General features: G+C 66.9%; 19 protein-coding genes and 3 tRNA genes. 17 read left to right on the top strand and 5 right to left on the bottom strand.

Going from position 1 to position 22,283, the window contains the following annotated elements; genetic code table 11:
* The first annotated feature begins 4 nt into the window (after positions 1 to 4).
* From CT3_RS14135 to CT3_RS14075, 13 genes are all read left to right on the top strand, one after another.
* A complete protein-coding gene (locus CT3_RS14135; protein ID WP_066533572.1) occupies positions 5 to 1,240 on the top strand; it encodes a CaiB/BaiF CoA transferase family protein in 1,236 nt (411 codons plus the stop codon).
* Positions 1,237 to 2,217, top strand: a complete 981-nt coding sequence (locus CT3_RS14130) for a hydroxymethylglutaryl-CoA lyase (RefSeq protein WP_066533567.1) — start codon at positions 1,237 to 1,239, stop codon at positions 2,215 to 2,217. Before CT3_RS14135 ends, CT3_RS14130 begins: the two co-directional genes overlap by 4 nt.
* Before the next feature lie 273 nt (positions 2,218 to 2,490).
* Entirely contained in the window at positions 2,491 to 3,426 is a 936-nt protein-coding gene (locus CT3_RS14125; RefSeq protein ID WP_066534006.1) for a Bug family tripartite tricarboxylate transporter substrate binding protein, read from the top strand.
* A gap of 177 nt (positions 3,427 to 3,603) precedes the next feature.
* On the top strand, positions 3,604 to 5,550 hold the full coding sequence (gene uvrC, locus CT3_RS14120) for an excinuclease ABC subunit UvrC (protein ID WP_066533566.1): 1,947 nt from the start codon (positions 3,604 to 3,606) through the stop codon (positions 5,548 to 5,550).
* A gap of 176 nt (positions 5,551 to 5,726) precedes the next feature.
* Positions 5,727 to 6,293: a CDP-diacylglycerol--glycerol-3-phosphate 3-phosphatidyltransferase gene (gene pgsA, locus CT3_RS14115; RefSeq protein WP_066533565.1), complete on the top strand. Its 567-nt coding sequence runs from the start codon at positions 5,727 to 5,729 to the stop codon at positions 6,291 to 6,293.
* Positions 6,294 to 6,942: 649 nt separating this feature from the next.
* On the top strand, positions 6,943 to 7,215 hold the full coding sequence (locus CT3_RS14110) for an HU family DNA-binding protein (protein ID WP_043387285.1): 273 nt from the start codon (positions 6,943 to 6,945) through the stop codon (positions 7,213 to 7,215).
* A 16-nt stretch (positions 7,216 to 7,231) separates the two neighbouring features.
* A tRNA-Val gene (locus tag CT3_RS14105) sits at positions 7,232 to 7,307 on the top strand.
* A gap of 405 nt (positions 7,308 to 7,712) precedes the next feature.
* On the top strand, positions 7,713 to 9,617 hold the full coding sequence (locus CT3_RS14100) for a peptidylprolyl isomerase (RefSeq protein WP_066533563.1): 1,905 nt from the start codon (positions 7,713 to 7,715) through the stop codon (positions 9,615 to 9,617).
* Positions 9,618 to 9,685: 68 nt separating this feature from the next.
* A tRNA-His gene (locus CT3_RS14095) sits at positions 9,686 to 9,761 on the top strand.
* 85 nt (positions 9,762 to 9,846) lie between these two features.
* A tRNA-His gene (locus tag CT3_RS14090) sits at positions 9,847 to 9,922 on the top strand.
* 551 nt (positions 9,923 to 10,473) lie between these two features.
* Positions 10,474 to 11,280 (top strand): MlaE family ABC transporter permease, encoded by an 807-nt coding sequence (locus CT3_RS14085; RefSeq protein ID WP_083520267.1) that lies wholly within the window; start codon positions 10,474 to 10,476, stop codon positions 11,278 to 11,280.
* On the top strand, positions 11,280 to 12,284 hold the full coding sequence (locus CT3_RS14080; RefSeq protein WP_083520266.1) for an MlaD family protein: 1,005 nt from the start codon (positions 11,280 to 11,282) through the stop codon (positions 12,282 to 12,284). Before CT3_RS14085 ends, CT3_RS14080 begins: the two co-directional genes overlap by 1 nt.
* Positions 12,281 to 12,994, top strand: coding sequence for a hypothetical protein (locus CT3_RS14075; protein ID WP_066533561.1), 714 nt, complete (start codon positions 12,281 to 12,283; stop codon positions 12,992 to 12,994). The genes CT3_RS14080 and CT3_RS14075 overlap by 4 nt, the downstream gene beginning before the upstream one ends.
* A gap of 417 nt (positions 12,995 to 13,411) precedes the next feature.
* Here CT3_RS14075 and CT3_RS14070 read toward each other — a convergent pair whose 3' ends face one another.
* A complete protein-coding gene (locus CT3_RS14070; protein ID WP_066533559.1) occupies positions 13,412 to 13,603 on the bottom strand; it encodes a hypothetical protein in 192 nt (63 codons plus the stop codon).
* A 178-nt stretch (positions 13,604 to 13,781) separates the two neighbouring features.
* Entirely contained in the window at positions 13,782 to 14,861 is a 1,080-nt protein-coding gene (locus tag CT3_RS14065; RefSeq protein WP_066533557.1) for a porin, read from the bottom strand.
* A gap of 379 nt (positions 14,862 to 15,240) precedes the next feature.
* Here CT3_RS14065 and CT3_RS14060 point away from each other — a divergent pair, with 379 nt between their 5' ends.
* Together CT3_RS14060 and CT3_RS14055 are read left to right on the top strand one after the other, a co-directional pair.
* Positions 15,241 to 15,741 (top strand): flavodoxin family protein, encoded by a 501-nt coding sequence (locus CT3_RS14060; protein ID WP_066533999.1) that lies wholly within the window; start codon positions 15,241 to 15,243, stop codon positions 15,739 to 15,741.
* 151 nt (positions 15,742 to 15,892) lie between these two features.
* Positions 15,893 to 16,507, top strand: coding sequence for a TetR/AcrR family transcriptional regulator (locus CT3_RS14055; protein ID WP_083520265.1), 615 nt, complete (start codon positions 15,893 to 15,895; stop codon positions 16,505 to 16,507).
* Positions 16,508 to 16,649: 142 nt separating this feature from the next.
* On the opposite strand, the gene CT3_RS14050 is transcribed toward CT3_RS14055, so the two are convergent.
* Positions 16,650 to 17,897 (bottom strand): MFS transporter, encoded by a 1,248-nt coding sequence (locus CT3_RS14050; RefSeq protein WP_083520264.1) that lies wholly within the window; start codon positions 17,895 to 17,897, stop codon positions 16,650 to 16,652.
* A 438-nt stretch (positions 17,898 to 18,335) separates the two neighbouring features.
* Between CT3_RS14050 and CT3_RS14045 the strand changes: the two genes are divergently transcribed.
* Positions 18,336 to 19,349 (top strand): flagellin N-terminal helical domain-containing protein, encoded by a 1,014-nt coding sequence (locus CT3_RS14045; RefSeq protein WP_066533555.1) that lies wholly within the window; start codon positions 18,336 to 18,338, stop codon positions 19,347 to 19,349.
* A gap of 59 nt (positions 19,350 to 19,408) precedes the next feature.
* On the opposite strand, the gene CT3_RS14040 is transcribed toward CT3_RS14045, so the two are convergent.
* Positions 19,409 to 20,434 carry a DMT family transporter gene (locus CT3_RS14040; RefSeq protein WP_083520262.1) on the bottom strand — a complete coding sequence of 342 codons (1,026 nt, stop codon included), beginning with the start codon at positions 20,432 to 20,434 and terminating at the stop codon, positions 19,409 to 19,411.
* Positions 20,435 to 20,679: 245 nt separating this feature from the next.
* Between CT3_RS14040 and CT3_RS14035 the strand changes: the two genes are divergently transcribed.
* Positions 20,680 to 21,171 carry an Lrp/AsnC family transcriptional regulator gene (locus CT3_RS14035; protein WP_066533551.1) on the top strand — a complete coding sequence of 164 codons (492 nt, stop codon included), beginning with the start codon at positions 20,680 to 20,682 and terminating at the stop codon, positions 21,169 to 21,171.
* A gap of 191 nt (positions 21,172 to 21,362) precedes the next feature.
* Here the strand turns inward: CT3_RS14035 and CT3_RS14030 are convergent, their stop codons facing one another.
* On the bottom strand, positions 21,363 to 22,280 hold the full coding sequence (locus CT3_RS14030; RefSeq protein WP_066533995.1) for an MBL fold metallo-hydrolase: 918 nt from the start codon (positions 22,278 to 22,280) through the stop codon (positions 21,363 to 21,365).
* Between the last annotated feature and the right edge of the window lie 3 nt (positions 22,281 to 22,283).

Raw genomic sequence — 22,283 nt, 5'->3', positions numbered from 1 at the left:
CGCGATGTCCACAACGCAATGGATACGGGACCCCGCCACCCAGACTGCCACGCCGCGCGCGCTGCAGGGGGTGAAGGTGGTCGAGATGGGGCAACTGATTGCCGGCCCTTTCTGCGGCAAGACGCTGGGTGAATTTGGCGCCGATGTGGTGAAGATCGAGGCACCCGGCGCCGGCGATCCGCTGCGCAACTGGCGCCTGATCCAGGATGGCACCTCCGTCTGGTGGCAGGTGCAGTCGCGCAACAAGCGCTCCATCGCACTGGACCTGCGCCAGCAGGAAGCGCAGGACCTGGCGCGCAAGCTGATTGCCGAGGCCGATGTGCTGGTGGAGAATTTCCGCCCCGGCACGCTGGAAGGCTGGGGCATGTCGCCCGAGGCGCTGCACGCCCTCAACCCCGGGCTGGTGATCCTGCGCATCTCCGGTTACGGCCAGACCGGCCCGTACCGCGATCTGCCAGGGTTCGGCGTGATCGGGGAAGCCATGGGCGGCCTGCGCCATCTGACGGCCGAGCCCGGCCGCGTGCCGGTGCGCGTGGGCGTGTCCATCGGCGACACGCTGGCGGCGCTGCATGGCGTGATCGGCGTGATGATGGCCCTCTACCACCGCAAGGTGAACGGCGGCCCGGGCCAGGTCATCGACGTGGCGCTGCACGAAGCCGTGTTCAACGTGATGGAAAGCCTGCTGCCCGAATACAGCGCCTTCGGTGCCGTGCGCGAAGCCGCCGGCAGCGCGCTGCCGGGCATTGCCCCGTCCAATGCCTACCCCTGCCAGGATGGCTGGGTGCTGGTGGCGGGCAATGGCGACTCCATCTTCAAGCGCCTGATGGGCGTGATCGGCCGCCAGGACCTGGCCGATGCGCCCGATCTGGCCGACAACGCCGGCCGCGTGGCGCGGGTGGCCGAGATCGACGGCGTGATCGGCCACTGGACCCGGCAGCAGACCGTGCAGCAGGTGATGGACCAGCTGGGCGCCGCGCGCGTGCCGGCCGGCAAGGTCTACACCGCCAAGGACATTGCCGAGGACCCGCACTACCGTGCCCGCGAGATGATCCTGACCCAGCACACCCGCGACGGCCATGCCGTGGAAGTGCCCGGCATCGTGCCCAAGCTCAGCGCCACGCCCGGCACCGTGCGCAGCAGCGCTCCGCATGTGGGCGACGACACCGATGCCGTGCTGGCCGAAGTCGGCCTGACGGCCGAACAGATTGCGCAGTTGCGCGCCAAGGGAGTCATCCAATGAACAGCCAGAACCTGTGGCAGGGTGCGGATCGCCGCATCTACATGAATGAAGTCGGCACGCGCGACGGTCTGCAGATGGAGCAGGCGTTCGTGCCTACCGAAGACAAGATTGCGCTGGTGAATGCGCTGTCGGCGGCCGGGTTGTCCAAGATCGAGGTCACGGCCTTTGTCTCGCCCACGGCCATTCCGGCACTGCGCGACGGCGAGGTGGTGATGCGCGAGATCGCACGCCGCCCCGGCACGGTTTACACCGCCCTGGTGCCCAATGTGCGCGGCGCCGAGCGCGCCATCGAAGCGCTCACCGACGAGCTGAACCTGGTGATGTCGGTCAGCGAGACACACAACCTCTGCAATCTGCGCATGCAGCGCAGCCAGTCCTTCGCGGCGCTGCTGCAGGTGATCGCCACGGCGCAGCAGGCCGGTGTGCCGGTGAATGTATCGCTGTCCTGCTGCTTCGGCTGTCCCATGGAAGGCGACGTGCCGCAGGCCGAGGTGCTGGCCTGGGTGCAGCGCTTTGCCGACCTGGGCGTGCAGGGCGTGACCCTGTGCGACACCACGGGCATGGCCTATCCCAGCCAGGTACATGCCCTGGTGGCCGCGTACAAGGCGCGCTGGCCCCAGCTGGGCCTGACCCTGCACTTCCACAACACGCGCGGCATGGCGCTGGCAAATGTGCTGGCCTCCATCGACGCGGGTGCCGACCGCTTCGATGCATCGATCGGCGGTTTGGGCGGCTGCCCGTATGCGCCCGGCGCCTCCGGCAATGCCTGCACCGAAGAGATCGTGCACGCACTGGAGCTGATGGGCTATGACACCGGCGTGGACCTGGAGCAGGTGGTGGCGGCGGCGCGTGCGCTGCCGGCGCTGATCGGCCACGACACACCCAGCCAGATTGCCAAGGCGGGCTGCCGCCTGGATCTGCACCAGCCGCCGGCCGACTTTGCCGCACTGCGGGAGCGCGCCCTGGCGCGGGCCTGATCCGATGCGATCCTAAGATCCATTGATGGGCTGACAGCACGCCCGGTTCCATGCGGGGGCATGGAGCAGGGACGCACTGTCCGCCTTCCACCAAGAAGCTGCAGCCACCCGGCCAGCAGCCACTGCACCGGCAGGTGCCCAGGGAAACAGATCCCTGGCGTCCTGCACCGATAACAAGCCTGAACGGCACACCCCAAGGAGATTTGTATGCCTTCCATTTCGCTGTCCCCACGTTGTACCCGCCGCCTGCATGGTGCGGCACTGGCTGCGGCCATGGCGCTGGCCCTGCCGGCTGCCGGCTGGGCCCAGGGCAACTACCCCAGCAAGCCCATCACCTTCATCGTGCCGGCTGCGGCCGGCGGCACCACCGACCTGTCGGGCCGCATGGTGGCCCAGGCCCTGGCGCCGGTGATCGGCCAGAGCGTCATCGTGGAAAACAAGGGCGGCGGCAACGGCAACCTCGCGGCCGCCCAGGTCAAGCGTGCGCCGGCCGATGGCTACACCCTGCTGATGCAGTACTCGGGCTATCACGTGATCTCGCCCCACCTGAGCAAGAGCCAGACCTGGCAGCAGAACGACTTTGTTCCCGTGGCCAACCTGGTGTCGGCGCCGCAGATCATCGTGGTGCGCGGCGACCTGCCGGTCAAGGACATGAAGGAACTGGTGGCCTATGCCAAAGCCCATGCCGGCAAGCTGAACTACGCCTCCTCGGGCAATGGCTCGCTGCAGCACGTGACCGGCGCCATGCTGGAACAGCAGGCCGGCATCCACATGGTGCACGTACCGTACAAGGGCACCGGCCCGGCGCTGCAGGACCTGCTGGGCGGCCAGGTGGACCTGACCTTCGGCACCGCGCCGCCATTCATGCCCCACATCCAGAGCGGCAAGCTCAAGGTGCTGGCCGTCACCGGCAAGGAACGCCTGCCCAGCCTGCCGAACGTGCCCACCACGGCCGAAATGGGCTACCCCGGCGTGAACGCCACCTCCTGGTTCGCGTTGTTTGCCCCGGCCGGCACGCCCCAGGCGGTGATCGACAAGCTGACGGCTGACGTGAAGACCGTGGTGCAGGACCCGGCGTTCAAGAAGAAGGCCGAAGAGCAGGGCGCCACGGCCGACTACATGGCGCCCAAGGCGCTGGGCACCATGGTGGCCGGCGATCTGAAGAACTGGGCCGGCGTGGTCAAGTCCGCCAACATCCAGGCGGAATAAGCCGCAGGCCCCACAGGCCCGCCCGCACGGTGTGTGCGCTGGCCAGGGCGGCCGACCCTGCACCAAAGGCTGCTGCAGCGCACGGAAAGTGCTGCAGCAGCCTTTTTCTTGGTGCGGGCGCATGCCCATGGCCGGCGGACGCGGCAGCGCGGTGCGCGCCAACGCACAATACGGGCCATGGCTTCTGATGTGCATTCCGCCGAACTCCTGGCCCAGGTGGCCGCCTTGCCCGCACTGCCGGGCGTCTACCGCTATTTCGATGCGGCGGACACCTTGCTCTATGTGGGCAAGGCCCGCAACCTCAAGCGCCGCGTGGGCAGCTACTTCCAGAAAGACCATGGCGGCACGCGCATCGGCCACATGGTCGGCAAGATCGTGCGACTGGACACCACGGTGGTGCGCTCCGAGGCAGAGGCACTGCTGCTGGAAAACAACCTCATCAAGACGCAGCACCCCAAGTACAACATCCTGTTCCGGGACGACAAGAGCTATCCCTATCTGAAGATCACCGGCGTGGCCGGCAAGGACGGCAAGGCAGGCGAGTCCGCCGGCCAGATGTTCCCGCGCATGGCCTACTACCGCGGCAGCGTGGACAAGCGCCACCGCTACTTCGGTCCGTACCCCAGCGCCTGGGCGGTCAAGGAAACCATCCAGCTGCTGCAGAAGGTGTTCCGCCTGCGCACCTGCGAGGACACGGTGTTTGCCAACCGCTCGCGCCCCTGCCTGCTCTACCAGATCAAGCGCTGCACCGGGCCGTGCGTGGACCTGATCTCGCCCGAAGCCTATGCGCTGGACGTGCGCAATGCCGAAGCCATGCTGCGCGGCGAGACCGATTCCCTGCTCAAAAGCATGGAGCGGCGCATGATGGAATATTCCGACAAGCTCGAATTCGAGCTGGCCGCCGAGGTGCGCAACCAGCTTTCGGCGCTGTCCACCGTGCTGCACCAGCAGGCCATCGAAACCGCCGACGATCGGGATGTGGACATCCTGGCCGTCAAGGTGCAGGGCGGCCGTGCCTGCGTGAACCTGGCCATGGTGCGCGGCGGCCGCCACCTGGGCGACCGCGCCTACTTCCCCAGCCAGCTGGACGATGCCATGGGGGTCTACGCCACCGAAGACGAGGCCGAGCAGACCCAGGCCGTGGAGGTGCGGGTGCTGGAAGCCTTTGTGGCGCAGCACTACATCGACGTACCGGTGCCGCCGGTGCTGCTGGTCAGCGAGGCCATGGACCCGCAACTGACCCAGGCACTGTCGGAGCAGGCCGGCTACAAGGTCGGCAGCCAGCACCAGCCGCGCGGCCAGCGCCGCATCTGGCTGGAGATGGCGCAGCAGAACGCGGCCATCCAGCTGGCGCGGCTGCTGTCCGAAGAAGGCTCGCAACAGGCCCGCACCCGTGCGCTGGCCGAAGCCCTGGACCTGCCGCAGGAAGGGCTGGAAAACCTGCTCATCGAATGCTTCGACATCTCGCACACGGCCGGGGAGAGCACCCAGGCCTCGTGCGTGGTGTTCCACCACCACAAGATGCAGGGCAGCGAATACCGGCGCTTCAACATCAACGGCATCACACCGGGCGACGACTATGCCGCCATGCGCCAGGTGCTGACCCGCCGCTACAAGCCGGTGGCCCAGGCCCTGGCCGAAGCCGGCGGCGCCGAACTGCCGGCCGGCGCACCGCGCCTGCCGGACCTGGTGCTGGTGGACGGCGGCAAAGGCCAGGTCAGCATGGCGCGCGAGGTGTTCACCGAGCTGGGGCTGGATCTGGCGCGCATCGTGGGGGTGGAGAAGGGCGAGGGCCGCAAGGTGGGCCTGGAGGAGCTGGTGTTTGCCGATGGCCGGCCCAAGGTCTACCTGGGCCACGACTCCGCCGCGCTGATGCTGGTGGCGCAGATCCGTGACGAGGCCCACCGCTTTGCCATCACCGGCATGCGCGCGGCCCGCGCCAAGGTGCGCACCGGCAGCAGCAGCCTGGAAGAGATTCCCGGCGTGGGCCCCAAGAAGCGCGCGCGCCTGCTGCAGCGCTTTGGCGGTGTGCGCGGCGTGACCGATGCCAGCGTGGAAGACCTGATGACGGTGGAGGGCATCTCCGCCGCACTGGCCGAGGATATTTACCGCGCCCTGCACTGAAGCGGCGCGGCGGCGGCCGCAAACACATCGGTTCACACCGGTTCGCGCCGTACCAGGCTTCGTTTGTGGTGGTTTCGGCGCGCGAGTCGGCCCTGCAGCGGCCCGGCAGTGGACGCTGCAGGCCCATGCGCAAGGGCTACCGGTGAAAGCCACGGTGGCGTGCCACAATCGCCCCCATGTTTTTCACCATCCCCACTGTGATGACCTGGACGCGCATCGTCGCGATCCCGCTGATCGTCGGAGTGTTCTACGCCCCTTTTGATCCCGCCACGCGCAACCTGATTGCGGCGGTGATGTTCATTGTCTTTGCGGCCACCGACTGGCTGGATGGCTTTCTGGCCCGCCGGCTCAACCAGACGTCGTCCTTTGGCGCCTTTCTGGACCCGGTGGCAGACAAATTCCTGGTCTGCGCCTCGCTGCTGGTGCTGGTGCACCTGCAGCGGGCCGATGTGTTTGTGGCGCTGATCATCATCGGCCGCGAAATCGCCATCTCCGCGCTGCGCGAATGGATGGCCCATATCGGTGCAGGCAAGAGCGTGGCCGTGCACATGATCGGCAAGGTCAAGACCATGGTGCAGATGGTGGCCATTCCCTTCTTGCTGTACGACGGCAAGGTCGCCGGCGTGGACACCGGCTACTGGGGGCACTGGCTGATCTGGCTGGCCGCCGTGCTGACCGTGTGGTCCATGGTGTACTACCTGCAAAAAGCCATTCCCGAGATCCGCGCCCGCGTGGACAGATAAGCCGCTGCAAATGAGCCGCTGAAAACAGGCCGCTGCACCGCCCGGGCGCTCCAGGCGGGTGCAGGCAGCTATTGATGCAATAGCAATCCCGGGGCGTGCACACGGTCGCTGCACCCCGCCTCAGCACGCATCCACCACATGCGGCCACCGCTTGCCCCGGCCGCACCCAGCCGCCCTGCAGCGGCCAGCCGGTGCAGCGTACCGCACCCGCGCTCTGTACAGACGGCAGTGGCAGCGTCGCTGATGCGCCACGCTCCCGCAGCGCACCCCGTCCCCAAGCCCCACAGGCATGCACCAAACCGCGACTTTCAGGGCCATCGGCAAGCTCCAATGTGGTGCGGTTTGTGCAGCGCGGCGTCTGCGCTGCAGGCGAAAAAACGGCTGCAACCCCCACCGGCAGGGGCTGTGTTTGTACAAATCCTTGCTGCACGCGGGGTCTGCCGGTTTGTCAATGCGGAAAGTCACGCGTCACCCTTTTGCGCAAAAAACCGAGGCACTTGCGAAAAAGCGCGAAAAATTGCGTCTAGAATCTGCCCCAACGCGGTACTGCCAGTCAGGTTACTCTGTGCTGCGCTGGTGTAGCAAAGCATGCGTCACACGAGTGGCCCGCTTTCACGACGTTTAAACCCACTTTCTCGAGAGGCATCTTGTGAATAAGACAGAACTGATTGAGCACATTGCTAACAACGCCGACATTTCCAAGGCAGCTGCTGCACGCGCTCTGGAATCGACCATCGATGCGGTCAAGAAGACCCTGAAGAAGGGCGGCACAGTCTCTCTGGTGGGCTTCGGCACCTTTGCCGTCGGCAAGCGCGCTGCACGTACCGGCCGCAACCCCCGCACTGGCGACACCATCAAGATCAAGGCTGCCAAGGTGCCTAAGTTCCGTCCGGGCAAGGCCCTGAAGGATGCGCTGAACTGATACAAGGTTTTCGGTCGGGTCCTTAGCTCAGTTGGTAGAGCGGCTCCTTTACACGGAGTAGGTCGGCGGTTCGAGACCGTCAGGACCCACCACAAAAATCCTGGAAGGACTTGGAGTGATCCAAGTCCTTTTTCTTTGTCTGCACCTTTGGTACTGCAGGCGTTGCGGTGCGTGGCAGCGTTGGCCCAGTGTTGGACTGCACTTGCGCAGTGTGGCTGCAGGGTGCCGGCTGCCAAGCCGCAGCGCTGCGGGAGGCGCTCCCGCGCGGTGCCCGCAGGTCCGCCCGTGGTGGCATCCATGCGCCGCTGTTGGGGGAGTCGAAAACCCTCAAGTAGAATAGTCCAGCTCACCTGCTTGCGGCCTTGCTGGCTGCGGGCACTGCGTGCGACGGTGATTCCCTTTCGCCACCGGTTCATGCCGAACCGGTTGGCAGGCCAAGGCGGACCCTGCGGTTCGCCTTTTTTCTTGCATCTGCAGCAGCTTCAGAAAGTTTGACTATGCTCGAATCCATCCGCAAGAACTCCAAGATCGTGATGATCTTGCTGTTCCTGCTGATCATTCCCTCGTTCATTTTTGTCGGTATCGATCGCAGCTATTTCACGGAGTCGAGTCCGACCGTGGCCCGCGTGGACGGCAATGACATCAAGCAGTCCGACTGGGACAACGCGCACCGCGTGGAAAGCGACCGCATGCGTGCGGAGATGCCGAACCTGGACCCCAAGCTGCTCGACTCGCCCGAAGCCAAGTACGCCACGCTGGAGCGCATGGTGCGCGACCGCGTGCTGACCGCTGCCGCACAGAAGATGCACCTGACCACCAGCGACGCCCAGCTGGTGCGCACCCTGCAGGGCATTCCCGCCATTGCCTCGCTGCGCAAGCCCGACGGCACGCTGGACGCCGACGGCTACCGTGCCCTGGTGGCCTCGCAAGGCATGACGCCCGAAGGCTTTGAAGCCAATCTGCGCCGCAACCTGGCCCTGAACCAGGTGCTGGGCAGCCTGCAGGAAACCTCCCTGACCACGCCTGCCACCACCGACGCCGCGATGAACGCCGTGCTGCAGCGCCGCGAAATCCAGGTCGCCCTGTTCAATGCAGAGCAGTACAAGGCCGCACTGCAGCCTTCGGCCGACGAGATCAAGGCCTACTACGACGCCCACCAGGCCCAGTTCCGCAAGGCCGAGCAGGCCGACATCGAATACGTGGTGCTGGACCTGAACACGGTCAAGCAAGGCATCCAGCTGAACGAAGACGATCTGCGCACCTACTACAAGGAAAACGCGCCACGCCTGGCCGGAGTCCAGGAAGAGCGCCGCGCCAGCCACATCCTGATCAACGCCCCGCAATCCGCCAGCGCCGAAGAGCGCGCCAAGGCCAAGGCCAAGGCCGAGGCCCTGCTGGCCGAAGTGCGTGCCAAGCCCGAGACCTTTGCCGAAGTGGCCAAGAAGGAATCGCAGGATCCCGGTTCGGCCGCCAACGGTGGTGACCTGGGCTTCTTCGGCCGCGGCGCCATGGTGGCTCCGTTCGAACAAGTGGCATTCAGCCTGCCCAAGGGTGGCATCAGCGATGTGGTGGCGACCGATTTCGGTTTCCACATCATCCAGGTGACCGACACCAAGCAGCCGCCCGTGCCCAGCTACGAACAGATGCGTCCCAAGATCGTGGAAGAGCTGCAGCAGCAACAAGCCCAGCGCAAGTACGCGGAAGTGGCGGACAGCTTCTCCAACCTGGTCTACGAACAGGCCGACAGCCTGCAGCCCACGGCCGACAAGCTGGGCCTGAAGGTGGTCAAGGCCACCGGCGTGCAGCGCACACCCAAGCAGGGCGCCGAAGGCCCTCTGGCCAGCGCCCGCTTCCTGGAAGCCCTGTTCACGCCCGAATCGCTGGACTCCAAGCGCAACACCGAAGCTGTGGAATTCGGCACCAGCCAGATGGTGGCCGGCCGCATCACCCGCTACGAACCAGCGCACACCGAACCCCTGACCGCCGTGGAAGCCGACGTCAAGCGCCTGTGGGTGGCCGACAAGGCCGCCGAGCTGGCCAAGAAGGCCGGCGAAGACAAGCTGGCCGAATGGAAGGCCGATGCCGCCAAGGCGCAGGGGCTGGCCGCCGCCCAGGTGATCTCCCGCAACGACCCCAAGGGCCTGCCGCGTGAAGTGGTGGATGCCGCCCTGGTGGCCCCGGTCAAGGACGGTGCAGCCGCCTGGACCGGTGTGTCCCTGGGCAAGACTGGCTATGCCGTGGTCAAGGTCAACAAGGTGCTGGCGCCCGAGCAGCGCGATGCCGAGTTCGAACGCCAGGCTGCCCAGCAGTACGTGCAGCTGTGGTCTTCCGCCGAAGGTGCGGCCTACTACGAGACGCTGAAGAACCGCTTCAAGGTGCAGATCAAGGTGCCGCGCCCTTGAGAAATGGAAAAGATTTCAGAATCTCTCCGGGGGTTCTGAAAAGCGCGATACAATAGCAATCTCCTCCGGTGGCTGTAGCTCAGTTGGTAGAGTCCAGGATTGTGATTCCTGTTGTCGTGGGTTCGAGCCCCATCAGCCACCCCAAAATTTCTTCTTTCCCGCGCGGTCTGTCTGCAGGTCGCTCTGGAAAGAAAATCCCAAGAAGCCTCTTCTTGGCAAACCTCTTCCGGTGGCTGTAGCTCAGTTGGTAGAGTCCAGGATTGTGATTCCTGTTGTCGTGGGTTCGAGCCCCATCAGCCACCCCAAATAGAAAAAGCCTCTTGATTCGTCAAGGGGCTTTTTTGTTTTTGCCTCCCTCGTTCGCAAGCCATGCTGCACATGCGGTGGCGTTTCCGTGCGGTGGTCTGCGGAACGCCTGCCTGTTGGAGCCGATTGGATACCCCGAAAGGGTGTGCAGGCTTCACGGGTGCTCGGTGGCGTCGGGGCACTGAACGGCTTTTCCTCCCGCCACTCCAGATGGAAACGCGCCAATGCTTTACCGCTTGGTGCCTTGTGTGTGTCAGCGGTGCGCGCCAGGAGCCCGCTGCAGGGCTAGACCAGGCCGGGGCAGGCCGGTGTGGACGCGCTCCGCTGGCACAGCGCACAGAAAAAGGCCCCGATGGGATGAGCACCGGGGCCGCGTGCACCGCCTAGACTTGGCGCGAACACGAATTACCTCTTATTTCGGCACACGGCGCCGTTTCTTGAGGATTTTGTGACGGTGTCGATCGCGAGCAGGGCGTTGCCTGTGCCCCAGCGCCGGGGGACGGCATCCTGTCTGGCTGGTACCTGCACACAACTTGCCTATGATGGGCGCATGCAGCATCACCTGAGCACAGGCCGACTGGGTTTGAACGCGTGGCGGGCCGCACTGCGCACGGTGCGGGCCTGGGGGCGCATTTTCTATCTGGGTGCGGCCAGCGGGGTGCTGCTGCTCTCGCCGTCTTCCTATGGCCGTACGGGCAGGCAGTTGCTGCTGCGGCAGGTGTATGCCGACACGGTGCCCATTCTGCTGGGCTTCACGGTGCTGGCGGCGCTGATCTGCCTGGTCATCACGCGCATTGTGGTGGTCACGGCGGCCAGCTACGGGCTGTCGCGCTATGCGCTGGAAATGGTGATCCGGGTGCTGGTGCTGGAGCTGATTCCGCTGACTGCCGCGCTGTTCGTGGCCATGCGCTGCTCCATTCCCAACGGCACGGCACTGGCCTTGCTGCGCGAGAACGGGCATCTGCAGGCGCTGCAGCGCGCCGGGCGCGATCCGCTGCGGGAGGAAGTGCTGCCGCGGGTACTCTCCAGCATCTATGCCAGCCTCACCTTGGCGGCACTGTCCTGTGCGGTGGCCACCGTTACCGCCTATCTGGCGGTCTACGGTTTCAACACCGCCGGCCTGCCGATCTTCACGCGCTTGTTCGGCCAGGTGTTCACACCCCCGGTCACCGTTTTGTTTGTGCTCAAGACCTTCTTTTTCAGCCTGGCGATTGCCCTGATTCCCATGGCCTCGGGCCTGTACGAGCAGACGGCGCAGCGCGCCGGCCAGCCGGGGCAGGAGCTCTCGGGCCTGGCGCGCATGTTCGCTGTGCTGCTGGTGATTGAAATGGCCTCGCTGATGGGCAACTACTACTGATGCAACCTATTCCGCCTTCCTCTAGCCCGACGCCGGACCAGCCGTCTGCCGGCCCCGCCACCCCGCCGCTGCGCCCCGTGGCCCATCTGGAGCGCAAGGCCGCCGCCTTGCTGCTGCTGACCTGCGCGCTGGTGCTGGGTGCGCTGGTCTACCTGATGTATGCCCGCGGCGTGTTCGAGCCCACGCAGTCGCTGGTGCTGACGGCCGATGACTCCGAAGGCGTGGTGGTGGGCATGGACATGACCTTCTCGGGCTTTCCCATAGGCCGGGTCCACCGGATCGAACTGGCCAAGGACGGCATGGTGCGCATCCTGATCGATGTGCAGAGCAAGGACGCGCACTGGCTGCGCGAGAGCAGTGTGTTCACCTTGGTCAAAGGCATTGTGGGCGGCACCACCATCAAGGCCTACAGCGGCATCCTGACCGATCCGCCGCTGCCGCCCGGCGCTGAGCGCCCGGTGCTGCGTGGTGATGCCACGGCCGAAATCCCGCAGATCATGGCCAGTGCCAAGGAACTGCTGGCCAATCTGTCGCAGATGACGGCCTCCGATTCCTCACTGGGCCAGTCGCTGGAACATATCCAGAGCCTGTCCGACAAGATGCAGGGTCCGAACGGGGTGCTGGGCGCCGTCATGGGCAACGAGGCCGATGCCCGGCGCGTGGGCCAGGTGCTGGAGCGGGCCGAACAGGTGCTGGCACGCATGGACCGCATGGTGCAGCGGGCCGACCGGCAGGTGTTCGATGCCGATGGCGTGATGCCCCAGGTCAAGGTGACGGTGCTGGAGCTCAACGGCCTGCTGGCCGATGCGCGCCAAAGCCTCAAGAAGATGGACGCCGTGCTGGTGGAAGCCCAGAGCATCGGCAGCAATGTGAACAGCGCCACCCAGGATCTGGGCGAGCTGCGCACCGAAGTGGAAGCCAATCTGCGCAAGATCGAAACCATGATGACCGACCTGCAGCGCAAATGGCCGTTTGCCCGTCAACCCGAGTTGCAACTGCCATGAGCACCGCCACCCGCTTCCTTTGCCGTGCACCGCAGCGGGTGCTGTGCACCGGCCTGCTCGCCCTCTGTGCGGCCCTGGCCGCCTGCAGCACCAAGCCGGTGCCGGAATGGTCGCTGAACGCCAGTGACGCCGCCCGCCGCGCCATGCAGGCCCAGCTGGAAGGCGCCAGCAGGGTGGCCGATCTGGAATGGGGCAAGGCCCGCAGCGAAGCCGCCCAGACCGGCCAGCCCGCACTGATGGCCCGCCTGGCGTTGATGCGCTGCGCCCTGCAGGTGGCCAGCCTGGACTGGGACGACTGCAGCGGCTACACACCGTATGCGCAGGACGCCGCACCGGCGGAGCAGGCCTACCACCGCTACCTGTACGGTGCGCTGCAAAGCGGCGATATGGCACTGCTGCCCGCACAGCACCAGGGCGTGGCCGCCACGCTGGCGCAGGGGGAGGCAGTCACTGCAGCCCAGCTGCAGGCCGTGCCGGATGCTACGGCCCGCCTGGTGGCCAGCGGTGCGGCGCTGCGTGCCGGGCGCACCACCGTGGAAGCGCTGTGGCCGGTGGTGGATGCCACGGCCACGCCGCAAGGCTGGCGCCGCCCGCTGATGGCCTGGATGGAACTGGAACGCCGCCGGCTGGAGTCGGCCGGCGCTACCTCCGCCGCACAGACCCTGGCGCGGCGCCTGGATGTGCTGCAGGACAAGCCAACCCGGCCCTGAGATGCCTGCCGCCGTTGGGGACCACCGCGGCCAAGCGCTGGCATGCACCAGCAAGTCGCCAGCGCGCCGCATGCGCCAGTGGATGAGGTGAAGCGGAAAGCCGAGGCAGGGCGCGCGCCCGGCGGCACTGCGGGAGCAGGAGCTGAGAGGTCCGGGTAGGCATGGCATAGCGCCATTTCCGGCGCCGGTCTGCGCTCAGGCGCTGAAAAAAACTTTGCAATGCGGCTGCCTCACCGCCCCACGGCAGTGCAACAGCGCGCGCGTGCTTGATCCATGGTGCCCGTCAGTGCGGAATGCACAACATTGGTATGGCGCAAGCCGTGGTGCGCCTGTGCACCGCCTGGTGCCGGTACAAGGCAGTGGGAGCGGGGTCAGGGATGCGTCCCTGTGCGGGTGGTGCAGCAGCGCACACCCGGATCACGGTGGCAGCAGCGTCGCCGGGTCTTTCACATTCAATGCGTCGGCGGACTGGGCCACCACATCCACCCACAGCAGCGAGGCTGCGGCGCCCAGGGCCAGGGCGGCCACCAGGATGAACAGCAGCACAGGATGGCGGCCCTGGCCGCGGTCGGGCTTGCGGTGCAGAGGGGGAGCGTTGGGGGTATGCATGTCACACCTCACGGGTGATGGCTAGGCCTCTTATTGCATCATGCACGCCGCCTGTCGTCTGTCAGACAACCGCCTGACGGTCCTGTAGGTCCCCAAAGCACACCGCCCTGCAGGGCAGGGCGGCGGTAGAGGCAAGGGCCAGGCGCTGCGGTGCAGCACCAGGCCCGGCTTCACAGGCTCAGAAGCGGTGGCGCATGCCCACGGCGAAGCTGGTGCCGTAATCGGAGCCGGTCAGCTTGTCGTGCATCAGCGCAGCGTACAGGTCGGTGCGCTTGGACAGGAAGTGGTCGTAGCCCAGCGTGGTGGTGGTGCGCTTGCCGTCGAAGACCAGCACGCCGGTGGTGGCGTTGCGCGCTTCGATCTTGGTCTGGGCAATGGCGGCCTTGAAGGTGCCGGCCTTGGTCACAGGCACATCCAGGCCCAGGGTGGCGGTCTTGCCTTCGTAGCTGGTGTTGTCCTTGGTTTCGGACTGACCGTAGGTACCGTAGACCTTCACGACCTTGAAGTCATAGGAGCCACCCAGCATCCAGTTGGCCTTGGCACCGCCATCGGTGTAGAGCAGGGCGCCAGTGGGATTCTTCACCTGGGCGCGTTCGTAGAAGCCGGTCAGCATCAGGCCGTCGTTGCGGTAGGTGGCGTTGGCACCCACGTTCTTCTTGCTGTTGGCCGTGGCCACTTCACCAAACTGGTACTGCAGATTGAAGCTCAGGCCGCCGAAGCTGGGCGAGGAGTAGACGATCTGGTTGCTCCAGCCGGTGTCGGAAGCGGTGGTGTTGTAGGTCTTGAGGGCGGCGTCGGTATAGCCCGTCCACATATTGCCGTGCAGGATCAGCGGCGAGAGGGTGAACGAGTCACCGAACGGGTTGGCGAACACGCTGGGCAGGAAGTTGGGGGCCGAGGAACGGCCCAGCTTCACGGCACCGAAGCTGCCGCTCAGCGACACATTGGCGTCGCGGGCAAAGAAGGACTCGCCAAAGGCCAGGTCGTATCGGCCGGGAGAACCGGTGTCGCCACGGAAGAAGGCGCCCAGCATGAAGCCGGCCTTCAGGCCATTGCCCAGATCTTCCGTGCCATTCATGCCCCACCAGGAGGTGGACAGGCCGCCGGAGCCGACCTGGCTCACGCGGTCGGCGCCCGCCAGTTGCATGGAGCCGGCGTACATATCGACCAGGCCGGTCAGTTGCACAGACGATTGTGCGAAGGCGGTGGAGCACAGGCAGGCTGCAGCCAGGCAGGCGGACAGTCGGGTCAGTTTCATGGGGCAAGTCCCTCAGTTGGTTGTGATGTCTGCCTCTATGCAAACCACGTGCCACCTTGCGCAGTGCCATCTTGGTGCAGTGCACGGCCCCATGCCATGGCGCACCGCAAAGCAGGTGGGCATATGGGAGGGGATGTCGATGGTCAAGGGGGCGGCACGGGATCGACGCACCGGATGCAGGGCCGCATGCCGTGCGGGCTGCGGGTTTGCGCACCGCCGGGCAGCGTGCTGCAGCCCCGTAAAGGTGCGCGCGTTGCCTGTCACGGCGCCGGCCCCCCCGCCACGCACCCGCTTCCTTGTCTGGCGTGCACCGGATTGCGCACTGAATGTAGGCCGCCTCGCACCGCCGTTGCGCCCGCGACGGCGTATGCTGGCAGCCATGTCCACGCCCAAGACCCTGCTCATCGTCTACCACTCGTTCACCGGTGGCACCCTGCAGATGGTGGAGGCCGCGCGCGACGGTGCCCAGAACGGCGGCGAGGTGGTAGTGCGCCTGCTGCACGCCACCGCCGCCGGCCCGCAGGATCTGCTGGATGCGGACGGCTACCTGTTTGCCACGCCCGAAAACCTGGCCGCCATCAGCGGGCTGATGAAGGATTTTTTCGACCGCAGCTATTACGGGGTGCTGGACCGCATCCAGGGCCGGCCCTATGCCAGCCTGGTCTGCGCCGGCAGTGACGGCAGCAATGCCGCGCGGCAGATGGCGCGCATCGCCACCGGCTGGCGGCTCAAAGCCGTGGCCGAACCGCTCATTGTCTGCACCCATGCGCAGACGCCGGAAGCCATTCTGGCGCCCAAGCAGATCGCGGCAGACGATCTGGCCGCCTGCCGCGTACTGGGCGAAGCGCTGGCCACCGGGTTGGCGCTGGGGGTGTTCTGAACACCAGGCCGCATGCCCGGATAACGGTCGGGCACATGCCCACAAAACCATAGCGTCGGCCGCAATCCGCGCCAGCGGTGGCGGTCTTCGGGTGCTGCAGTACCATGGCCCCACCTGTTTCCCCGCCGCGGCCTGCCGCGCAACGCCCCGCATGCCCGCCACCGACACCCGCCAGCAAGCCATTGACGCCGCCTACCACGTGATTGCCGAGTGGGGCGTGCAGGGCGCCACCTACCGCCGCATCGCGGCGCAGGCCCAGCTGTCGCCGGGCACGCTGACCTACCATTTTCCCACCATCGACGATCTGCTGCTGGCCGCCTTCCGCCAGTTCACCGACCACATCAGCGACGGTTTCCACACCCGCATGCGGGCAGCACACAACGCCACCGAAGCCTGCGAGGCCGTGGTGGACCTGATCTGCGGCGAGGTCTGGCCCACCACGGCGCACCTGCTGCTGTCGTTCGAGCTCTATGCCATGGCAGCGCGCAGCGCCGACTACCGCGCCGTGATGCACCGCTGGATGGCGCAGAGCCAGTCCGCGCTGCGGCTGCAGTTCCACGCCGAAACGGCCCGGCTGCTGGATGCCTGCATCGAAGGCATGACCATCCACAACGTGCTGGGCGCCCAGCCCTTGCCGCGCACCCTGATCCAGGCCCACATCACCGCCATGGCGCTGCCGGGCTATTGCGGGGGGCAGACCGCAGGCGCAGAAGACGGGGCCGGTAGCGGTGTTGCAGATCCCGGCAGCGGCTCCCCGCAGCGCTGACCGCTGCATGGCACCCCGCTGGTGCTGCCTGCAACTGCCACCGTGCCGGGCCGCAATGTGCCTCACCGGATCCTGAGCGTTCGCTTTGTCATGCGGTCACTCGCGCTCTCACTTAGTCACATGTGCCCACGCCGCCAGCGGGTTACGCCGTCTGCTGCGCGGCCCCGCCGGTGGCCGTGCGGCGCGCCGCCCAGGCTTGCAGCACCATGGCCAGCACGGTGGCCACCAGCGCCATGGCCAGCACCGGCAGCATGCCCAGGCGCAGGCCCCAGTGCTCCCCCAGGAAGCCCAGCATTGGCGGGCCGACCAGAAACGCCACATAGCCCAGGCTGGCCACGGCGCCCACGCGGCGCGCGCTGTCGGCGGCAGGGCCTTCGCCCGCAGCCGACAAGGCCAGCGGAAAGCCCAGCGCCGCGCCCAGGCCCCAGAACAGCACCGATGCCGCGCCCAGCCAGGGCAGCGGGGAAAAAATGGCCAGCGCCACACCCAGGGCGGCGGCCAGCGCGCTGGCCTGCATCAGGCGCACGCGGGCAAAGTGCTGCAGCAGGCGGTGGCCGGAAAAACGCCCCACCACCATGCCCAGCGTGAACAGCAGGTAGATCACCGTGCCCTGGGCTTCGGCAAAGCCATGGCCGTCCACCATCAGCAGCGGCAGCCAGTCGTTGGCCGCGCCTTCGGCCAGCGCCATGCCCAGAATGAACAGGCCGATCAGCAGCACGCGCCGCTCGCGCAGCGCGCTCAGCACCGGGCCGGGCGCGGGTTCGGTGTCGGCATGTGCATGGGACGCAGCAGGCGCGGGCGCCGCGCTGTGGTTGTGGATATGCCGCACCAGCGGCAGCACGCCCAGCAACGCCAGCGCCGCCACGCCCAGCCAATGCAGCAGCAGCGGGGCCTGCAGATAGGCCATCAGCATGCCCAGGGCGGCGCCCAGCAGCGTGCCCAGGCTGAAGCAGCCGTGCAGCGTGGTCATCAGCGTGCGCTGGTACAGGCGTTCCAGCGCCGCGCATTCCACGTTCATCGCAATGTCCGACCAGCCAATGCCCAGGCCAAAGCACAGAAAGCCGGCAAACGCACACCACAGGCTGGCCAGGGCAGCGCCTGCCGCCATCAGCGCCAGGCCGCCCAGCACCAGGCAGGTGCCGAGCAGAATGGTGCGCCGTGCCTGCAGCCGTGCCGTGACGGCGTTGGCGCTGAGGATGCCCAGCATCGAGCCCACGGAAAAGCCGAACAGCACCAGCCCCATCTGCTCGGTGCTGGCGCCCAGGGCATCGCGCAGCGCCGGGGTACGTGTGACCCAGGTCGAGGTGGCAATGCCAATCAGTACAAAGACGCCATACAGGGCGCCGCTCAGTCGGCGCACCGGGGGCAGCGCCGCAGCCGTTTCAGCCATGGGTTCCACTTTCCATTGTCAATAATTCGCATGTTCGTACTCTTGTACGAAAAAGGCGAATCGTACGTATGTACGACAAATCCGGTGGCCAGACACAGGCAATGCCCGTGGACGGCCACTGGGCATTGCGCGGGGCACGCATGGACAGGCGGGCGGGGGATGTGCCGGCCTGGTGGGGCGGCTTACGAGTCTTGCGGGGTTTGCCCTGCGGCGCAGGACCTGGTGTGGCCGGTGGCCTTGTGCCCGCCGGTCGCAGAGCAGGCCATTGCTCCCTGCGGGCCGGATTGGAGGCAGGGGCCGGGCAGGCCGCGCGCGGCATGATGGTTCCAAGTCGAGACCAAGGGTGCGATGCGTCCCGTCCGGCGCCATCGGGGTTGCACTGCACCACCTCCGGCGGTTGTCCGCAGCGACCGGTTTTTTGTCTTCAGGAGCGTGCCAATGTCCATCAACCCGCCTGCGCCCGCAGGCCGCTTTGTACTGCCGCCAGCAGCCAGCGGGCCGGGGGCGGACGCCCCCCACCACCGGCGCCTGCCGCTGCACGGCTTTATGGCAGCGGTGTACCGCAGCCAGGACGCCCGCGTGCTGGTCCACACGGCCGAGCAGTCCATGGCCCGGGTCCAGGCCCACCTGGCCCGCATGCATGCGCTGGCCGTGGAGGCCAGCAACAGCGATGTGGCCGGGCCCGCGCGTGCCCGGGCCCAGCAGGAGATCAATCTGCGCGTGGCGGACATCGACCGCATTGCCCGCACCACGGTGGTGGCCGGGCACAGCCTGCTCGACGGCGCCCTGCACCGCCAGGAGGGGCTGCTGGACACCCTGGCCGGGCAGGCGGGCGGCGTCGCGCTGGCCTGCCTGCCCAATCTGCGGGCGCAGAGCCTGTCGGCCCTGCGCTATGCCGTGCAGTCCTGGGGGCTGGATGCCGCTGTGGCGGCACCCTTGCCCGCTGCGGCGGGGCTGACCCTGGCCGTGGGCGACCAGCCACCGGTGGCATTGGGCACCTTGCCTGCCGCCGCATCAGGGGGCGAGCGGCTGGCCCAGCTGTGCCGGGCCATCAACGACCAGACGGCCAGAACCGGGGTGGCCGCCTTTGTGCTGCCGGAGCGCCGACGCAGCGGTGTGGAGGGGGCGTTGCAGCTGCAGCTGCTGTCATGCCGGGTGAATGCCGACGGATGGGCGCAGCGCGTGTCACTGGGCGGGGTGGTGCAGGCCATGGGCCGCCCCCTGCTGCACACACAAAGCCAGGACCGCAGCGCCGGCCCCGCACCGGGCTGGGTGGTGCACATGGCCTGCGGGCTGCACAGCATCAGCCTGGACGACCCCGCCCGTTCCTGGGTGGGCCAGCTGCAGCTGGAGCAGGCTGCCGCCCAGCTGCGCTGCGCGCGGGCACGCTTTGCTGCCGGCAGCCTGCTGGGGCGCCTGGGGGCCGGGGTGCCCGGCGAGAGCCAGGCTTAAGGGGAGAAGATTCGGGAGGAGAAGAGGGGGCCACGGTTCTGTGGCCACTGCCCCTTGGCTTAGCGTAGTGTGGCCTTGCCTGCGGGTGTGCCGACCGGCGCCACCGCGCGGCGTGCGCCCAGGCTGACCACGGCAATGCCGCCCACAATCCCCAGACCGCCCAGCACCAGTGACAGGCTCAGGCTTTCACCCAGAAACCAGGTGGACGCCAGCAGCCCGATCAGCGGCACGCCCAGCATGGCGGTGGACATGCGCGTGGCCGACAAATGCATGCTGGCTGCGTTCACCGCGCAAAAGCAGAACGCCGTGGCCACCGGGCCCACATACAGCACGATTTCCCACAACGCCCAGCTGCCGTCGCCGGTGAACGGGCCTTCCACCGCATAGGCCAGTGCCAGCAGCGGCACCGTGGCCAGCAGCATCTGCCAGGGGGCCAGCTGGTAGGCGCTGGAGTCACCCTTGTAATAGCGCAGGTGCAGGATGGTCATGCCCCACAGGAAGGAGGCACCCATCAGCATCAGATTGGCTTGCACGCCGGCGCTGTCGCTCCAGTCCATGGCCAGCGGATTGAACAGCACCATCAGGCCCAGCAGGCCCAGCAGCAGGCCGGTGGTCTGCAGGCGCGACAGGCGCTCGCCGAACACCAGCACGGCGATCGGTGTGACCCACAGCGGTGTGGTGTAGGCCAGCACGGCCGAACGACCTGCAGGCACCTGCGTCATGGCGATGGCGCCCAGCACGGTGAATGCCATCATCTGCAGCAGTCCGATGCTGGCCAGCAGCGGCCAGTCGCGCCGGGTGGGTAGCTTGAGGGTGCCGCCGGCAATCTGGATGGCGAACAGGCACAGCCCGCCGGTGGCAAAGCGCAGCGCCGAGAACCAGATGGGCGTCACATGGTTCAGCCCGGCCTTCATCACCGGCCAGTTGCAACCCCAGATGGCGATCGCCGCCAGCAGCGTGAGCAGGCCGGCATGGCTTTTCCAGGCGGTGGGCAGCGCGAAGTGCCGCGCGGCAGGCAGATGGGAGGCGGCGGAGAGCGTGGCAGACGGGGTGCCGGAAGCAAGACCAGAAGGGCGGGACGACATGCAGCGGACGCAAAAGACGGAAGCGGAAAACCGGGGTCCGGTGTGCGTGGTACGACGGTTTCCCCTGTCGTGGTGCGCCGCAGCAGCGCCGCAGGGCGGGAGGGGAACGCGGTGCACCACGCACCACGGGAAAACCCGGAATTCTGCGCACGTAGGCCCAGATTTTGTTTCTGCATTCACTGCAGAATGTGGCGCAAGCAGGTGAATAATTCTGGTCTTTACCGGAAGCTGAGAATTTTTATCCCATGAAGAAGCTGGACCGCATCGACATCGGTATCCTCAATGCGCTGCAGGCCGATGCGCGCACCACGAACGCCGAGCTGGCCAAGGCCGTGCACCTGTCGCCCACGCCCTGCTACAACCGGGTCAAGGCCATGGAAGAGATGGGCCTGATCCGCCAGCAGGTCACCTTGCTGGACCCGGACCTGCTGGGCCTGCACCTGAACGTGTTCATCCACGTCACGCTGGAGCGCCAGGTGCAGGGAGCGCTCCAGCACTTTGAAGCCACCATCGCCGAGCGCCCCGAGGTGATGGAGTGCTATCTGATGACGGGCGACGCCGACTACCTGCTGCGCGTGCTGGTGCCGGACATCAAGGCGCTGGAGGTTTTCATCCTCAACCTGACCACCACGCCCGGCGTGGCCAATATCCGCTCCAGCTTTGCCCTCAAGCAGGTGCGCTACAAGACGGCACTGCCGCTGCCCGAAGGTGGGCTGGTGGTTGGGCGGGAGGCGTGAGCAGCGGAACTCGGCGGGCGCCGCGCGCCGCTGCGCACCCACCCGTGCCGGTTGCATGACCGGGCGCGCAGCGGCGGGCTGAACGGCTGAACCTCGGCGGCGCTGCCGCAGCTTTCGCAGCAAGTCGCGCTGTCCTTGCCGTCATGGCCGCTGCGACGGCCGCGTTTCGGTCTGCATCAACCCGCTCTGCATCACCCCCACTGCATTTCGCCCTTGGCCACCTTGGCCCCCAGTTCCAGCGACATGGGCGAGCCTGCTTGCGGGTACAGCTGCGTCATGGCGGCAATCAGGGCCTTGCTGTCGGCGGCCTTGGCGGCTTCGCGCTCGAAGTGGCGCAGATAGTCGCGGGTGTAGGCCAGCGCTGCGGCGCCCAGCGGTGCGCCGGCGGCCATGTGGCCCGGCACCACCACGGCAGGCTGGCACTCCAGCATGCGGTCCAGCGTGTGGGCCCAGGCGCTGCGGGCACCCGGGGTCGGGGTGTCGGCCGTCCACACATGCAGGCCGGAGAACACCATCACCCCACCGAAAATGGCCTGCAGCGACGGCACCCACAGATAGCGGCGGTTGGGCAGGCCTTCGGCCGGCACGACCTCGATGCGCTGGCCTTCCAGGGTCAGCGCCGGGCCATCAAACGCTTCGGGCATCACCACATCGGCCAGCTTCTGCGGGCCGTTGTCCTTGAGCTGCGGGCCCCAGGTGGCCAGTTTTTTCTCCACATTGCCGTGGATGGCACGCAAGGTGTCGGAGGCGGCCAGCACCCTGGCCTGCGGAAAGGCCGCACGCACGGGTGCCAGGCTGAAGTAGTAGTCCGGATCGCTCTGGCTGATGTAGATGGTGGTCAGCCGTTTGCCGGTGGCGCGGATGGCATCGGCCAGCGCCCGCCCGTCCGACAGGGTGAAGCCGCCATCGATCAGCACGGCATCGCGTGCGCCTGTCAGCAGCACCGGGGCCCGGGAAAAGCCCTGTTCATTGGCCGGAAAGTGCTGCCAGCGCAGCGGTGCGCCGGATGCACGGGGTGCGGCGGCCCAGGCGGCTGCGCCGGTGGCGGCCCAGGCGGTGGCCATGCCGGCCAGGCCAGCAGTGCGAACAAAGTGGCGGCGTGTGCTCATCTT

The organism is Comamonas terrigena NBRC 13299, from assembly GCF_006740045.1.
In the GTDB taxonomy this organism is placed as follows: Bacteria; Pseudomonadota; Gammaproteobacteria; order Burkholderiales; family Burkholderiaceae_C; genus Comamonas; species Comamonas terrigena.
Note: the sequence above shows the minus strand (reverse complement) of the source record. Positions and strands in the feature narration are given on the sequence as shown.

Bases quoted from the DNA above. Each gene is read 5' to 3' on its own strand.
- pgsA (WP_066533565.1), top strand. From the start codon at position 5,727: ATGTTTTTCACCATCCCCACTGTGATGACCTGGACGCGCATCGTCGCG.
- CT3_RS14030 (WP_066533995.1), bottom strand. From the start codon at position 22,280: ATGAGCACACGCCGCCACTTTGTTCGCACTGCTGGCCTGGCCGGCATG.
- CT3_RS14075 (WP_066533561.1), top strand. From the start codon at position 12,281: ATGAGCACCGCCACCCGCTTCCTTTGCCGTGCACCGCAGCGGGTGCTG.
- CT3_RS14060 (WP_066533999.1), top strand. From the start codon at position 15,241: ATGTCCACGCCCAAGACCCTGCTCATCGTCTACCACTCGTTCACCGGT.
- CT3_RS14125 (WP_066534006.1), top strand. From the start codon at position 2,491: ATGGCGCTGGCCCTGCCGGCTGCCGGCTGGGCCCAGGGCAACTACCCC.
- uvrC (WP_066533566.1), top strand. From the start codon at position 3,604: ATGGCTTCTGATGTGCATTCCGCCGAACTCCTGGCCCAGGTGGCCGCC.
- CT3_RS14040 (WP_083520262.1), bottom strand. From the start codon at position 20,434: ATGTCGTCCCGCCCTTCTGGTCTTGCTTCCGGCACCCCGTCTGCCACG.
- CT3_RS14135 (WP_066533572.1), top strand. From the start codon at position 5: ATGTCCACAACGCAATGGATACGGGACCCCGCCACCCAGACTGCCACG.
- CT3_RS14045 (WP_066533555.1), top strand. From the start codon at position 18,336: ATGTCCATCAACCCGCCTGCGCCCGCAGGCCGCTTTGTACTGCCGCCA.
- CT3_RS14070 (WP_066533559.1), bottom strand. From the start codon at position 13,603: ATGCATACCCCCAACGCTCCCCCTCTGCACCGCAAGCCCGACCGCGGC.
- CT3_RS14080 (WP_083520266.1), top strand. From the start codon at position 11,280: ATGCAACCTATTCCGCCTTCCTCTAGCCCGACGCCGGACCAGCCGTCT.
- CT3_RS14055 (WP_083520265.1), top strand. From the start codon at position 15,893: ATGCCCGCCACCGACACCCGCCAGCAAGCCATTGACGCCGCCTACCAC.
- CT3_RS14035 (WP_066533551.1), top strand. From the start codon at position 20,680: ATGAAGAAGCTGGACCGCATCGACATCGGTATCCTCAATGCGCTGCAG.
- CT3_RS14100 (WP_066533563.1), top strand. From the start codon at position 7,713: ATGCTCGAATCCATCCGCAAGAACTCCAAGATCGTGATGATCTTGCTG.
- CT3_RS14130 (WP_066533567.1), top strand. From the start codon at position 1,237: ATGAACAGCCAGAACCTGTGGCAGGGTGCGGATCGCCGCATCTACATG.
- CT3_RS14065 (WP_066533557.1), bottom strand. From the start codon at position 14,861: ATGAAACTGACCCGACTGTCCGCCTGCCTGGCTGCAGCCTGCCTGTGC.
- CT3_RS14085 (WP_083520267.1), top strand. From the start codon at position 10,474: ATGCAGCATCACCTGAGCACAGGCCGACTGGGTTTGAACGCGTGGCGG.
- CT3_RS14050 (WP_083520264.1), bottom strand. From the start codon at position 17,897: ATGGCTGAAACGGCTGCGGCGCTGCCCCCGGTGCGCCGACTGAGCGGC.